The sequence below is a fragment of the Salmonella sp. 32031103-2018-00083-FB-01-SM-01 genome, assembly GCF_017571995.1.
GTDB classification, from domain to species: domain Bacteria; phylum Pseudomonadota; class Gammaproteobacteria; order Enterobacterales; family Enterobacteriaceae; genus Salmonella; species Salmonella enterica.
The window spans coordinates 213,387-227,655 of record NZ_JAGEQL010000005.1 but is presented as its reverse complement, the minus strand read 5'-3'; the positions used below and the strand labels follow the sequence as shown (position 1 = coordinate 227,655).

Sequence of the window (14,269 nt, the reverse complement as noted above, 5' to 3'; positions counted from 1 at the left end):
AGGCGTCTGTAGGCTGGATAAACTACAACAACGCTTCACTATGCTGGTCGCGATACTCCTTAGGCGTAGTGACGTACTCCTTTTTAAACACCGAATAGAAATATTGCAGTGACGGGTAGCCGCACATTTGCGAAATTTCGTTTATCGCCAACGTGGTAGAAATCAACAAACTACGCGCTTTTTCCAGCTTTTCGGCGTGGATCAGCGCATGTATCGTCTCGCCAACTTCTTCCTTAAAACGTTTTTCCAGGTTTGAACGTGAAATCCCAACCGCATCCAGCACCTGCTCGACTTTAATGCCCTTACAGGCATGGTTACGAATAAAGTGCATCGCCTGGATAACCGCCGGATCGGTCAGGGAGCGATAGTCTGTCGAGCGGCGCGCAATGACGCGCACCGGCGGCACCAGAATGCGCTGTAACGGCATCTCTTCGCGCGCCAGCAAACGGTGCAGCAGCTTCGCCGCCTGATAGCCCATTTGCCGCGCCCCCTGCGCGACGGAGGAAAGCGCCACGCGCGACAGATAACGGGTTAACTCTTCGTTATCAATACCGATAACGCAAAGTTTTTCCGGCACCGGAATATGCAGGTGTTCACAGGCCTGCAATACGTGGCGGGCGCGGGCATCCGTTACGGCAATGATGCCGGTTTGCGGCGGCAGCGTCTGAAGCCAGTCGGCGAGGCGATTTTGCGCGTGCTGCCAGTTTTCCGGCGCGGTTTCTAGCCCCTGATAGACTACGCCGCGGTATTTTTCCTCGGCGACCAGCTGGCGAAAGGCGTATTCCCGTTCCGCCGCCCAATGTTTACGGCTGGAGTCGGGCAAACCGTAAAACGCGAAGCGGTTAACGCCTTTTTCTTTTAAGTGCAGGAAAGCGCTTTCAACGAGCGCATGATTATCGGTGGCGATGTAATGAACGGCGGGATAATTTTCAGCAATATGGTAAGAACCGCCGACCCCGACAATGGGTACGTCGACATCGGCCAATAATTGAGCGATATCGTCATCATCGTAATCGGCAATAACGCCGTCGCCTAACCACTCTTTAATGTTATCGATACGGGCACGGAAATCTTCCTCAATAAATATATCCCATTCGGATTGCGAGGCTTGTAAATATTCACCCACCCCCTCCACTACCTGACGGTCATAGGCTTTATTCGCGTTAAATAACAGAGTGATGCGGTGACGTTTATCAAACATGAGGATATATCCTGCAAAAGTGAACCTGGACTCATGGATACTATCAAAACGGCTGACATAACGGTCTGGCGAATGATGACAAATTATTTTGCGCCTGAAACGTTATGCGAAATTCATCACAGCAAACGGCGGATGACAATTGTCATTTCTTATCTATATATTACGGTTTTTTGTTTATTTGCCAGGATTCGATCGCGATCGCTTTTTTCTTCTGTGGTTTTCAGCGTTTTTTTGAGAGCCAGAGCACATTTGGGGATTCTCTTAATAGCGGTGTGAAATAACGTAATTGAGCAATAAATCAGGAAATTCCAGTATGACGTTATGTCGTTTACTTGCCGTCTTATCTGATTATGGAGCTCACTATGCAGGCTTATTTTGACCAACTCGATCGTGTTCGCTATGAAGGCCCTCAATCGACTAACCCGCTGGCATTTCGTCATTACAATCCCGACGAGCTGGTTTTAGGTAAACGTATGGAAGATCACCTGCGTTTCGCGGCCTGTTACTGGCATACCTTCTGCTGGAACGGCGCGGATATGTTTGGTGTAGGCGCGTTTAATCGTCCGTGGCAGCAACCGGGCGAAGCGCTGGAGCTGGCGAAACGCAAAGCGGAGGTGGCGTTTGAATTTTTCCACAAACTGAATGTGCCTTTTTATTGCTTCCATGACGTGGATGTGTCGCCGGAAGGCGCGTCGTTGAAAGAATATAAAAACAACTTCGCGCAGATGGTGGATGTGCTGGCGGCGAAACAGGAGCAGAGCGGCGTAAAACTGCTGTGGGGAACGGCGAACTGCTTTACCAACCCGCGCTATGGCGCAGGCGCCGCTACTAACCCGGATCCGGAAGTCTTTAGCTGGGCAGCGACGCAAGTGGTTACGGCAATGAACGCCACGCATAAACTGGGCGGCGAAAATTACGTCCTGTGGGGCGGGCGCGAAGGTTATGAAACGTTGCTGAATACCGATCTGCGCCAGGAACGCGAACAGATTGGCCGTTTTATGCAAATGGTGGTCGAGCACAAACATAAAATGGGTTTCCAGGGCACGCTGCTGATTGAACCGAAACCGCAGGAACCGACAAAACATCAGTATGATTATGACGTTGCAACGGTCTATGGCTTCCTCAAACAGTTCGGCCTGGAAAAAGAGATCAAAGTGAACATTGAGGCGAACCACGCGACGCTGGCGGGTCATTCGTTCCACCATGAAATCGCGACCGCTATCGCGCTGGGTATTTTTGGCTCCGTTGACGCCAACCGCGGCGATGCGCAACTGGGCTGGGATACCGATCAGTTCCCGATTAGCGTTGAAGAGAACGCGCTGGTGATGTACGAAATCCTGAAAGCGGGCGGATTCACGACGGGCGGTCTCAACTTCGACGCCAAAGTTCGTCGCCAGAGCACCGATAAATACGATCTGTTCTACGGTCATATCGGCGCGATGGATACGATGGCGTTGTCGCTGAAAATCGCCGCGCGTATGGTTGAAGACGGCGAGCTGGATAAACGCGTGGCGAAGCGCTATGCCGGCTGGAATGGCGAGCTGGGTCAGCAGATTCTGAAAGGACAACTCTCCTTAGGCGAACTGGCGCAGTATGCGGAGCAGCATAATCTGGCGCCAGTACATCAAAGCGGTCATCAGGAGCTGTTAGAAAATCTGGTTAACCGTTATCTGTTTGATAAATAACCCTATCTACCGGGCGACTCCGCGTTAGCCCGGCCTGTAGTCGTGATTAGCCCGGTAAGCGTAGCGCTGCCGGGCGCTTTCAGTAAAGGAACCCACACTATGTATATCGGGATCGATCTTGGTACATCGGGTGTAAAAGCTATCCTGTTGAATGAGCAGGGCGATGTGCTGGCTACGCATACTGAAAAACTGACCGTATCGCGTCCGCATCCCTTATGGTCGGAACAGGAACCAGAGCAGTGGTGGCAGGCGACGGATCGTGCGGTTAAAGGTTTAGGTCGGCAACAGTCGTTAAGTGGCGTCCGGGCGTTGGGCATCGCCGGACAAATGCATGGCGCGACATTGCTTGATAGCCGTCAGCAGGTTCTGCGACCAGCGATTTTATGGAATGACGGACGCTGTAGCGAAGAGTGCGCCTGGCTGGAAAAACAGGTGCCGCAGTCGCGTGCGATAACCGGTAATCTGATGATGCCCGGTTTTACCGCGCCCAAATTAGTCTGGGTGCAGCGCCACGAACCGGATATTTTCCGCCAGATAGACAAAGTTCTGCTGCCGAAAGATTTTCTACGGCTGCGAATGACGGGCGTCTTTGCCAGCGATATGTCGGATGCGGCGGGAACGATGTGGCTGGACGTGAAAAAGCGCGACTGGAGCGACGTTATGCTCAACGCCTGTCATTTAACCCGACAGCAGATGCCAGCGTTATTTGAAGGTAGTGACATTACCGGAACGTTGCTGCCAGAGGTAGCCAGCGCATGGGGAATGCCAGCAGTACCTGTGGTGGCGGGCGGCGGCGACAATGCGGCTGGCGCGGTCGGCGTAGGAATGATCGATGCCGGACAGGCGATGCTCTCACTTGGAACATCGGGCGTCTATTTTGCCGTCAGCGACGGCTTTCTGAGTAAACCGGAGAGCGCAGTACACAGTTTTTGCCATGCGCTGCCGGAACGCTGGCATTTAATGTCTGTGATGTTGAGCGCCGCCTCTTGTCTGGACTGGGCGGCTAAACTCACCGGGCAGGAGAACGTCCCGGCGCTGATTGCCGCTGCACAGCAGGCGGATGAGCATGCCGATTCGATCTGGTTTTTGCCGTACCTGTCCGGCGAGCGCACGCCGCATAATAATCCGCAGGCAAAAGGCGTTTTCTTTGGTTTAACCCATCAGCATGGCCCGGCGGAACTGGCGCGGGCGGTACTGGAAGGCGTGGGATATGCTCTGGCGGATGGCATGGATGTGGTTCACGCCTGCGGCGTCAAGCCCGCCAGCGTGACGCTTATCGGCGGCGGGGCGCGCAGCGAATACTGGCGTCAGATGCTATCTGATATTAGCGGGCTACAGCTTGATTATCGTACTGGCGGCGATGTGGGACCAGCGCTGGGCGCGGCGCGTCTGGCGCAAATTGCGGTGAATAAACAGACTCCGCTCGCCGATGTATTGCCGCAGTTGCCGCTGGAGCAGGCGCATTATCCTGATGCGCAGCGTCATGCGGTTTATCAACAACGTCGTGAAACCTTCCGTCGACTCTATCAGCAGCTGTTGCCGTTGATGTCATAAGTCAGAATGCCTTTCGGTTTTGGCTGAAAGGCATTTCCCGTAAATATTGATTCTATTGAATTATATCGAAGTAAGTATGTGTGTTTTCTGATTTTTATATTATTGCTAAGCAGGCGCCTTTTTCATCGCTATTTCTTCGCTTAATGTGTCTCACTCAACCACAAGGAGAGTGAGATGGACGATCACGTTGCGCGCAGGAAACGGATATTCGGCCTGGGAATGTTAGTCGTCGGTGCAGTGGTATACCTGGTGGGACTGTGGCCAGGCTGTCATACATTAAGCGAAAAGGGATATTTTTTTGCGGCAATCGTCATGTGCGGTTTTCCTGTCTTAATTCGCCAGGAACACACGGGGAATGACCGCTTGCTTTCTCGTTGTAAATCTTTGCTGTTGCTTGGCATCGGCATGGTCGCGGTCGGCGTATTTAACCTGGCGCTGGCGGGCGCGCTGAAAATACTGTGTCTGGTGGCGCTGGGGGTCAGTATATATGGAACCGATCTTTACGCTTCCTACAGTGATGATGAATGATGGCCGGAGCCATCATTGTCGTTTAGCTAACCCATTTCCGTTTATCAATACGCTGTAACAGCATGGAAAGTAGCAGGCTTCCTGTCACCGTCGCGGCAAAAACCCACACGATGTCTAACGGCGGCCAACGTTTTAACTCCAGACCATTAGTACGTAGCGCATGGATAATCAGCGCGTGGAAACCATAAATACCCAACGAATGGCGGGAGATAAGCCCCAGTCCAGGTAACGTCCGCGCATTCAGCTTATTTTTAACTACCGTGAACAGTGAGACAGCGCAAATAAACACCATGGGACCGCAATACAGATACCAGGTATCGGCAAAATTTCCGCGCCAGCGTAATTCATGCAATGTGCCGCGAGAAATAACAAATACCGCGATGATGAACAGGGCAGTGCAGATAAGCGTCAGCGATGACTTTTGCGTCTCCATCATTCCAATGGCGCGGCCCAGGATACCGTAGAGAATGTAGTAGAACGTGTCGCCGCTGATATACAGATTGATGGGCAACCATTCAACGCCGCCGATTTTTTGCGGCACAGTATTTGGGTTAGCAATAATACCAATGACCACCATCAGCGTCAGGAGCATTTTGCCGCTCACGTTTTTTACCTGGATTAATGGCGATACCAGGTAGATCACCGCAATCGCAAAGAAAAACCACAGGTGGTAAAACACGGGTTTTTGCAGCACATTTTTTAGCGAAAGCTCGACGTTGATCGAAGTAAAAAGTGAAATGTAAGCCAGGGCGACAACGCTGTAAAAGATAAGGCACAGGGCGATACGTAAAAAATGCCGCGGTTGCGCGCAGCGCTCGCCAAAAAAAAGATAGCCTGAAATCATAAAAAACAGGGGAACGCTAACGCGCGAAGCCGAATTCAGGACATTCGCAATATCCCAGTTTAGCGGGCTGACGCTGTGGGCGTTGGTGATGTACCACGTTGTAGTATGGATCATCACTACCATTAAACAGGCGATCCCTCGCAGGTTATCAATCCAGTTAATTTTAGGCTGCATCAGTTCCTCAGCTTCCGTTTCAATAGAGTTCCAGCGCGGTGGCTCACTGGAAAAATCTGACTTTCTACGCTACATCTTGTGATGGCGTAAGGAGATTCGCACAATGTGTCTGCTACCCACAAACCTTAATAATAAGACTGACCAGCAAACCAGACGGTAATAAAAATGATAATGAAGTATTTCTGTACTGTGATGATAGCCATCGCTCTGGTGGGATGCACAGCGACACCGCCACCGACGCAAAAAGCCCAGCAGAGTAAAGTGAGCCCAACACGCACGCTGGATATGGAAGCATTGTGTAAAGCCCAGGCGGCGCAGCGTTACAACACTGGCGCACAGAAAATTGCTGTTACCGGCTTCGAGCAGTTTCAGGGGAGCTATGAGATGCGTGGTAATACCTTCCGTAAAGAGAGTTTTGTCTGCTCTTTTGATGCAGATGGGCAGTTTTTACATCTTTCTATGCGGTAAAAGCCGCGCCTGGTGAGGTGTGATGCCGCGAAATCCGGCAATTTTCGCTAAACAAACCGGTTTCATACTGTATATCTCGCATCCAGCGGGTATACTGGCTCCTTCCTTTAAATCCACACGTATCCAGCACGAAATAATATGCAAAAGTTTGATACCAGGACCTTCCAGGGCTTGATCCTGACCTTACAGGATTACTGGGCTCGCCAGGGCTGCACCATTGTTCAACCATTGGACATGGAAGTCGGCGCGGGAACTTCTCATCCAATGACCTGCCTGCGCGCGCTGGGGCCAGAGCCGATGGCGACTGCCTATGTGCAGCCTTCTCGTCGTCCGACCGATGGCCGCTACGGCGAAAACCCGAACCGCTTACAGCACTACTATCAGTTCCAGGTGGTGATTAAGCCGTCTCCGGAGAATATTCAGGAGCTGTACCTCGGTTCTCTGAAAGAGCTGGGTATGGACCCGACCATTCACGACATCCGTTTCGTGGAAGATAACTGGGAGAACCCGACGCTGGGCGCCTGGGGACTCGGCTGGGAAGTGTGGCTGAATGGCATGGAAGTGACGCAGTTCACCTACTTCCAGCAGGTCGGCGGCCTGGAGTGCAAGCCGGTGACCGGTGAAATCACCTACGGTCTGGAACGTCTGGCGATGTATATCCAGGGCGTGGACAGCGTTTACGACCTGGTCTGGAGCGATGGCCCGCTGGGTAAAACCACCTACGGTGACGTGTTCCATCAAAACGAAGTGGAGCAGTCCACCTATAACTTTGAATACGCCGATGTGGATTTCTTATTCACCTGCTTCGAGCAGTATGAAAAAGAAGCCCAGCAGCTGCTGGCGCTGGAAAACCCGCTGCCGCTGCCGGCCTACGAGCGTATTCTGAAAGCCGCCCATAGCTTCAACCTGCTGGATGCGCGTAAAGCTATCTCCGTCACCGAACGTCAGCGCTACATTTTGCGTATTCGCACCCTGACCAAAGCAGTGGCAGAGGCTTATTATGCTTCCCGTGAAGCCCTCGGCTTCCCGATGTGCAACAAAGACAAGTAAGAGGCGGCCATGTCTGAGAAAACTTTTCTGGTGGAAATCGGCACTGAAGAGCTGCCACCAAAAGCCCTGCGCAGTTTGGCTGAGTCCTTTGCTGCGAACTTCACTGCGGAGCTGGATAACGCCGGCCTCGCGCACGGTAACGTTGAATGGTTTGCCGCCCCGCGCCGTCTGGCGCTGAAAGTGGCGAACCTTGCTGAATCTCAGCCCGATCGCGAAGTCGAAAAACGTGGTCCGGCGATTGCCCAGGCGTTCGACGCCGAAGGCAAACCGAGCAAAGCGGCAGAAGGCTGGGCGCGCGGCTGCGGGATCACCGTTGATCAGGCCGAGCGTCTGAAGACCGACAAAGGCGAATGGCTGCTGTATCGTGCCCACGTGAAGGGCGAAAGTACCGAAGCGCTGGTGCCGAACATGGTAGCCACCTCGCTGGCGAAACTACCGATCCCGAAACTGATGCGCTGGGGTGCGTCTGACGTCCACTTCGTGCGTCCGGTGCACACCGTGACCCTGCTGTTGGGCGATAAGGTCATTCCGGCGACCATCCTGGGTATTCAGTCTGACCGCGTCATTCGCGGCCACCGCTTTATGGGTGAGCCTGAGTTCACTATCGACAATGCTGACCAGTACCCGCAAATTCTGCTGGAGCGCGGTAAAGTCATTGCGGACTACGAAGCGCGTAAAGCCAAAATCAAAGCGGACGCTGAAGAAGCAGCACGCAAGATTGGCGGTAATGCCGACCTGAGCGAAAGCCTGCTGGAAGAAGTCGCCTCGCTGGTGGAATGGCCGGTGGTATTGACGGCGAAATTCGAAGAGAAATTCCTCGCCGTGCCTGCCGAAGCGCTGGTGTACACCATGAAGGGCGACCAGAAGTATTTCCCGGTTTATGACAACGCGGGCAAGCTGCTGCCGAACTTTATCTTCGTCGCGAATATCGAATCGAAAGATCCGACCCAGATTATCTCCGGTAACGAGAAAGTGGTGCGTCCGCGTCTGGCGGATGCTGAATTCTTCTTCAATACCGACCGTAAAAAACGTCTGGAAGATCATCTGCCGCGTCTGCAAACCGTGCTGTTCCAGCAACAGCTGGGCACGCTGCGCGACAAGACCGACCGTATTCAGGCGCTGGCGGGCTGGATTGCCGGTCAGATTGGCGCTGACGTTAACCACGCCACTCGTGCGGGCCTGCTCTCCAAGTGCGACCTGATGACCAACATGGTCTTCGAGTTCACCGACACCCAGGGTGTGATGGGGATGCACTACGCGCGTCACGATGGTGAAGCGGAAGATGTCGCTGTGGCGCTTAACGAGCAGTATCAGCCGCGCTTTGCCGGTGATGACCTGCCGTCTAACCCGGTGGCCTGTGCGTTGGCGATCGCCGATAAGATGGACACTCTGGCGGGTATCTTCGGTATCGGTCAGCATCCGAAAGGCGACAAAGACCCGTTTGCGCTGCGTCGTGCCGCGCTGGGCGTGCTGCGCATCATCGTTGAGAAGAACCTCGCTCTTGATCTGCAAACGCTGACCGAAGAAGCGGCGCGTCTGTATGGCGACAAGCTGACCAATGCTAACGTAGTCGATGATGTGATCGATTTTATGCTGGGTCGCTTCCGCGCCTGGTATCAGGACGAAGGTTACACCGTCGACACCATCCAGGCGGTACTGGCGCGTCGTCCGACCCGTCCGGCAGATTTCGATGCTCGTATGAAAGCGGTATCGCACTTCCGCACCCTGGAAGAAGCCTCTGCGCTGGCGGCGGCGAACAAGCGCGTCTCCAACATCCTGGCGAAAGCCACTGAGCCGCTGAACGATATCGTCCACGCCTCCGTACTGAAAGAAGCGGCGGAAATTGAGTTGGCCAGACATCTGGTTGTGCTGCGTGATAAGCTTCAGCCGTACTTTGCCGATGGTCGTTATCAGGAAGCGTTGATTGAGCTGGCTGCTCTGCGCGCGCCGGTGGATGAATTCTTCGAAAATGTCATGGTTAACGCGGAAGAGAAAGATATCCGTATCAACCGCCTGACGCTGTTGTCGAAACTACGCGAACTGTTCCTGCAGGTTGCGGATATTTCGTTACTGCAATAAGCGTTCAGTTAAATAAATAAAAACCTGCTCTCGGGCAGGTTTTTTTATTTTTAACGTAATGGTAATTCCGTCAGACAGGTCTGGCTGTCATCTCTGGTGGCAATGGCATGTGACGCCGTTTTACCGTTGTAGCTTACTTCCAGCGTCCCTTCCATATTGCGCGGTAGCCAAACACCGATAAATCCGTTTCGATAGCTTTGCATCTCTTTTTGTACGATGACAGCGCCTTTACTGTCTGTCACTTTTACAGTGAACGGTTTATTCGGCATTTCTCCCTGACAGCCGGAAAGGCTGTGGTTAAAACAGGGGTGTGTCCGCCATTCATAGGGCGCAAAAGAGAGATAGAATTTGTCGCCTAACGGCAGCGTATAAATCTGCTCTCCGTCAGATAATTTGAGTTCGGTACTGGTAATCGACGCGGAGTAAGGCAAAGGACGGCTCTGCGGCGTCTGATCAATCGTATCCACGATCTGCTCAACCGTTTTTCCCGTCAGCCCATGTTGCGCCAGAAAAGCGGATTCTGCGGATGCCGCAAGCGCGGAGCCGCTGGCGCATAAACCCAAAAGTAATAACCATGATGATTTCGACATAACTTCAATTCCTTGTGAACAATCTCCTTGCCTACTATAGGGGTTCCCCTAAGGGAAAGGTCAAAGGGACGCAGGGTAAAGTAATGCAAAGTTATGCTGGGGGGAGGAGAGGGGGAATTGGAATAAAAAAAATCCCCGCCATCAGGCAGGGATTCAAAATTCTGAGCTTTTTAAGCTTACAGGCTGGTTACGTTGCCAGCTGCCGGGCCTTTAGCGCCGCTTTCGATGGTGAAGGAAACTTTCTGACCTTCGTCCAGAGATTTGTAACCATCGTTCTGAATAGCGGAGAAGTGTACGAACACGTCTTTAGAACCGTCATCAGGAGTAATAAAGCCAAAGCCTTTATCAGCGTTGAACCATTTTACGATACCAGTCATTTTACCGGACATAGTGTATTACCTTTTAAAAAATAAGTGTGCCTTTCGGCGTTATGGCGTGCTTTACAGATTTTTTAAGCGTTAAGGAAATGCGCACTACGAGGGGTATCTAATGGATAACTCTTGAAGGGACTTGCCTTACTAAACTGCTTTAATGGTCTGTACGTCAAACCGTTGAGCACATTAACTCATGTAATGCCGGGCGATGCAACTTTTATTTTACTTTATTTCTCCAGGTCAGGAATCGAGCGGGGAAAACGGTCCTTGCGCAGGACCGTTAAAACAGAAAGGGGTAAAAATTACTCCATCAATTGCTTACTTAAGCGTGGGTTTGCCTGTATCAGGCGCATCAATTTGAGCTCTGCTGGCGTGGGTTTTTCGCGTTTCGATTCCCATTCCTGAACCATGGCAACCGTTACGCCCAGCGCTCTGGCGAATTCATCTGTTTTTAGTCCCGTCCCTCTCCGTAACTGTTCAAATTCGGTAAAAGGATTGGGTTTTTGCGTCAGGGTGATCTTTCGCGTTTCATCTTTAAAAACAATTTGTTCCAGGCTGCTCAGCAGCTCAAACATCGGATCTTTATATTCCATTGAGAACTCCTGTAAATCATACAGCGGGATCGTGAAGTGCATCGAAGCCTCTTAAGAATAGTCGGGAAACTTGCGGGTGGGGGGTGACGCGCCGCCAGGAAGCGCTATCGATTCGTTTCGATGCCTTACGCTACGCGACTTTTAGGACGCTAACAATTTGATCCAGGAAGGTATATCCGTCTTTCAGAAAATAATTGTAAAGATTAAAAAAATATTACATTCCCCGCTGGAAAGCTCTCTTGCCGCGTTTTTTATCGCAGTGTCAGGTCAAAAATTAACAATAAAATAACAAATTAAGCATTGATGCAGATAAACATAATTTTCCGCTACAAGATCGCGTGGAAAGGGTATCCTGCAAGCCTGACCTGGACTATCCTTGTAAGCCGTCAGGCACGCAGGTGTCGTTGTGCGCATTTTTGGGTGAAAGGAGTATTAACAATGGCGACAGGTAAGTCCTGCTCTCGCTGGTTTGCGCCTGTTGTGGCGTTATTAATGGTGTTTAGCCTGAGCGGGTGTTTTGATAAAGAAGGCGATCAGCGCAAAGCGTTTGTCGATTTCCTGCAGAATACAGCAATGCGTAGCGGAGAGCGTTTACCAACGCTGACGGCCGATCAGAAAAAACAGTTTGGTCCGTTCGTGTCTGATTACGCGATACTGTATGGCTACTCGCAGCAGGTAAACCAGGCGATGGATTCCGGTTTGCGCCCGGTGGTCGATAGCGTTAACGCCATCCGCGTTCCGCAGGATTATATGACGCAACGTGAGCCGCTGCGGCAGGCAAATGGTTCGTTAGGCGTGCTGGCGCAACAGTTGCAGAATGCAAAACTGCAGGCTGATGCCGCGCATGGCGCGTTAAAGCAGGCCGATGACCTGAAGCCTGTGTTTGATCAGGTCTACAAAAAAGTGGTCACCGTGCCGGCAGATGCTTTGCAGCCGCTGATCCCGGCGGCGCAGATCTTTACGCAGCAGTTGGTACAAGTGGGCGATTATATTGCGCAACAGGGCGAGCAGGTGAGCTTTGTCGCGAACGGCATTCAGTTCCCGACCTCACAGCAGGCCAGCCAATATAATGCGCTGATTGGGCCGTTGGCCTCGCAGCATCAGGCGTTTAATCAGGCCTGGACGGCGGCGGTAAACGCGACTCAGTGATGACAGTCTGCCCGATAAGCGCAAGCCAGCGCTTATCGGGCCTGTAGCGTTATCCCGCCGCCTGCGGATTGACGCAGTTCTTCTCTATTTTTCCCTGCAGCGCATCAATCAAATTATCCACCGCACAGGCCATCATGTTATAGCGCGTCTCATGCGTTGCCGAGCCAATATGCGGTACCGCGACGACATTAGACATGTTCAGCAAGGGCGAATCCACGGATAGCGGTTCCTGTTCAAAAACATCCAGACCTGCCGCATATATTTCACCGTTTTGCAGCGCGGCAATCAGCGCGTTTTCATCGACCACCGGGCCGCGTCCGGCATTAATAAAAATGGCGGACGATTTCATTCTGGCAAACTGTGTTGCGCCAAACAGATGTCGCGTTTCTGCCGTTAGCGGCAGGATCACGCAGACAAAATCAGCCTCCTGCAACAGCGTATCCAGATCGCAGTAGCGGGCGTTAAAACGGTCTTCCGCCTCCTGATGCCGCCGACGGGCGTGATAGAGAACCGGCATGGTAAACCCAAAGTGCGCTCGCTGCGCCAGCGCCATCCCGATACGCCCCATCCCAACGATACCGAGTGTTTTGTGATGCACATCGACGCCAAACCACGCCGGGCCAATGCTTTCTGTCCATTCACCCGCTTTAACCCGTTCTGCGACGTCCACCACGCGGCGGGCAGTGGCCAGCATCAACGCCATCACCGTATCGGCAACGGTTTCCGTCAAAACGGCAGGCGTGTGCATCAGGACTATTTTGCGGGCAGTAAGGGCGTCCACCTCGACATTATCGTATCCCACCGAGATGGTCGACGCCGCGCGTAGCGCCGGCATTTTTTCCAGCAGCGCGCGGTTAATGGTTTCGCTGGCGCCCAGAAGGCCTTGCGCGCTGGCAAATGCCTGCGCGTGTCGCGCGACCGTTTCCGGATGCAGGTTCGGTACCTGGGTGACGGTAAAATGCGCCTCCAGGCGATGCAGCAAATCATCAGGCAGGGTTTTGTAGAGAATGATGGACGGCTTCATGCGACTCTCCGTAAATCAAAAGGTAAGCGCGGCATGCGCCAACCGGAACAGGCTTATTATTAACCCGTTTAGCCATCATCGACCAGCCAATTTCCCCGCTGTCGGCAGCCGTGTTGTGGTAAATGATGAATGAATACCGAATGATGCGCGATGTATCCGGTTTGGCGAGGGAATGGCGAGGGAGTAATGCAGGCCGGGTAAAGCATACCGCTTTACCCGGTACGGTAGTTTACTGCAATGGACTCAAGGTAATTTCGACGCGGCGGTTTTGCGCCTTACCTTCTGCCGTACTGTTGCTGGCGATCGGGTTCGCCGGACCCATTCCGCTGGTACGGATACGGCTGGCGTCGACGCCCTGGGTGATCAGCGAGCTGGCGACGGAGTCAGCACGCTGCTGCGACAGACGCATATTCAGATCGTGGCTACCGGTACTGTCGGTGTAGCCCACCACATTGACGGCGGTCTTGGGATACTCTTTCAGCACCATCGCCACGCCGGTCAGCGTGTTAGCGCCTGCCGGTTTCAGCGTCGCGCTGCTGCTGTCGAAGGTGACATTATTCGGCATATTCAGAATGATATTATCGCCGCTTCGCGTCACGCTAACGCCTGTGCCCCGCATTTTGTCACGCAGTTTCGCTTCCTGTACGTCCATGTAGTAACCCACGCCGCCGCCCAGCGCCGCGCCAGCTGCCGCGCCAATCAGCGCGCCTTTACCGCGATCTTTTTTGGAGGAGGAGAGTGCGCCGATGCCTGCGCCGACCAGCGATCCAATACCCGCACCAATGCCGGATTTACCTGCTTCGCGTTCGCCGGTGTAAGGGTTTGTTGTGCAGCCAGATACTGCCAGGGCGCCGCTCACGATGGCAGCAATCACAAATACACGTTTTTTCATCTTAAATCCTTATCACTTTTTTATTTTTACCACAGCGACCGTGGCGGTTGATTATGACGTCTGC

General features: G+C 52.8%; 14 protein-coding genes. 7 read left to right on the top strand and 7 right to left on the bottom strand.

The features are described 5' to 3' along the window. Positions 1–22: 22 nt before the first annotated feature. The gene (gene xylR, locus J4614_RS16040; protein WP_208293239.1) at positions 23–1,201 is read right to left on the bottom strand and encodes a D-xylose utilization transcriptional activator XylR; all 1,179 of its coding nucleotides are present in this window, start codon (positions 1,199–1,201) and stop codon (positions 23–25) included. 362 nt (positions 1,202–1,563) lie between these two features. On the opposite strand from xylR, the gene xylA reads away from it, so the two are divergent. From xylA to J4614_RS16025, 3 genes are all read left to right on the top strand, one after another. Continuing rightward, positions 1,564–2,886, top strand: a complete 1,323-nt coding sequence (gene xylA, locus J4614_RS16035; RefSeq protein WP_001149570.1) for a xylose isomerase — start codon at positions 1,564–1,566, stop codon at positions 2,884–2,886. Positions 2,887–2,985: 99 nt separating this feature from the next. Then, positions 2,986–4,440, top strand: a complete 1,455-nt coding sequence (gene xylB / locus J4614_RS16030) for a xylulokinase (RefSeq protein WP_000275320.1) — start codon at positions 2,986–2,988, stop codon at positions 4,438–4,440. Between the two features lie 174 nt (positions 4,441–4,614). After that, a complete protein-coding gene (locus J4614_RS16025; RefSeq protein WP_000340932.1) occupies positions 4,615–4,968 on the top strand; it encodes a YiaA/YiaB family protein in 354 nt (117 codons plus the stop codon). A gap of 22 nt (positions 4,969–4,990) precedes the next feature. On the opposite strand, the gene J4614_RS16020 is transcribed toward J4614_RS16025, so the two are convergent. Beyond that, the gene (locus J4614_RS16020; RefSeq protein WP_001182584.1) at positions 4,991–5,986 is read right to left on the bottom strand and encodes an acyltransferase; all 996 of its coding nucleotides are present in this window, start codon (positions 5,984–5,986) and stop codon (positions 4,991–4,993) included. A gap of 165 nt (positions 5,987–6,151) precedes the next feature. On the opposite strand from J4614_RS16020, the gene J4614_RS16015 reads away from it, so the two are divergent. The 3 genes from J4614_RS16015 to glyS all read left to right on the top strand — a co-directional run bounded on the left by J4614_RS16015 (position 6,152) and on the right by glyS (position 9,583). Continuing rightward, positions 6,152–6,454: a YsaB family lipoprotein gene (locus J4614_RS16015; RefSeq protein WP_000605592.1), complete on the top strand. Its 303-nt coding sequence runs from the start codon at positions 6,152–6,154 to the stop codon at positions 6,452–6,454. A gap of 138 nt (positions 6,455–6,592) precedes the next feature. Continuing rightward, on the top strand, positions 6,593–7,504 hold the full coding sequence (glyQ, locus tag J4614_RS16010; protein WP_001168556.1) for a glycine--tRNA ligase subunit alpha: 912 nt from the start codon (positions 6,593–6,595) through the stop codon (positions 7,502–7,504). 9 nt (positions 7,505–7,513) lie between these two features. Then, the gene (gene glyS, locus J4614_RS16005) at positions 7,514–9,583 is read left to right on the top strand and encodes a glycine--tRNA ligase subunit beta (RefSeq protein WP_023220761.1); all 2,070 of its coding nucleotides are present in this window, start codon (positions 7,514–7,516) and stop codon (positions 9,581–9,583) included. Between the two features lie 50 nt (positions 9,584–9,633). Here glyS and cueP read toward each other — a convergent pair whose 3' ends face one another. The 3 genes from cueP to J4614_RS15990 form a co-directional block, all read right to left on the bottom strand. Then, positions 9,634–10,173: a copper-binding periplasmic metallochaperone CueP gene (gene cueP / locus J4614_RS16000; protein WP_069720998.1), complete on the bottom strand. Its 540-nt coding sequence runs from the start codon at positions 10,171–10,173 to the stop codon at positions 9,634–9,636. A gap of 176 nt (positions 10,174–10,349) precedes the next feature. Beyond that, positions 10,350–10,562, bottom strand: a complete 213-nt coding sequence (cspA, locus tag J4614_RS15995; RefSeq protein WP_000014594.1) for an RNA chaperone/antiterminator CspA — start codon at positions 10,560–10,562, stop codon at positions 10,350–10,352. Positions 10,563–10,849: 287 nt separating this feature from the next. Beyond that, the gene (locus tag J4614_RS15990; RefSeq protein WP_000455790.1) at positions 10,850–11,140 is read right to left on the bottom strand and encodes an HTH-type transcriptional regulator; all 291 of its coding nucleotides are present in this window, start codon (positions 11,138–11,140) and stop codon (positions 10,850–10,852) included. A gap of 438 nt (positions 11,141–11,578) precedes the next feature. On the opposite strand from J4614_RS15990, the gene J4614_RS15985 reads away from it, so the two are divergent. Next, the gene (locus J4614_RS15985) at positions 11,579–12,289 is read left to right on the top strand and encodes a DUF3053 domain-containing protein (protein WP_000190524.1); all 711 of its coding nucleotides are present in this window, start codon (positions 11,579–11,581) and stop codon (positions 12,287–12,289) included. Between the two features lie 49 nt (positions 12,290–12,338). On the opposite strand, the gene ghrB is transcribed toward J4614_RS15985, so the two are convergent. After that, on the bottom strand, positions 12,339–13,313 hold the full coding sequence (gene ghrB / locus J4614_RS15980; protein ID WP_140040138.1) for a glyoxylate/hydroxypyruvate reductase GhrB: 975 nt from the start codon (positions 13,311–13,313) through the stop codon (positions 12,339–12,341). A 229-nt stretch (positions 13,314–13,542) separates the two neighbouring features. Beyond that, entirely contained in the window at positions 13,543–14,205 is a 663-nt protein-coding gene (locus J4614_RS15975; protein ID WP_000747548.1) for an OmpA family lipoprotein, read from the bottom strand. Positions 14,206–14,269: the final 64 nt, after the last annotated feature.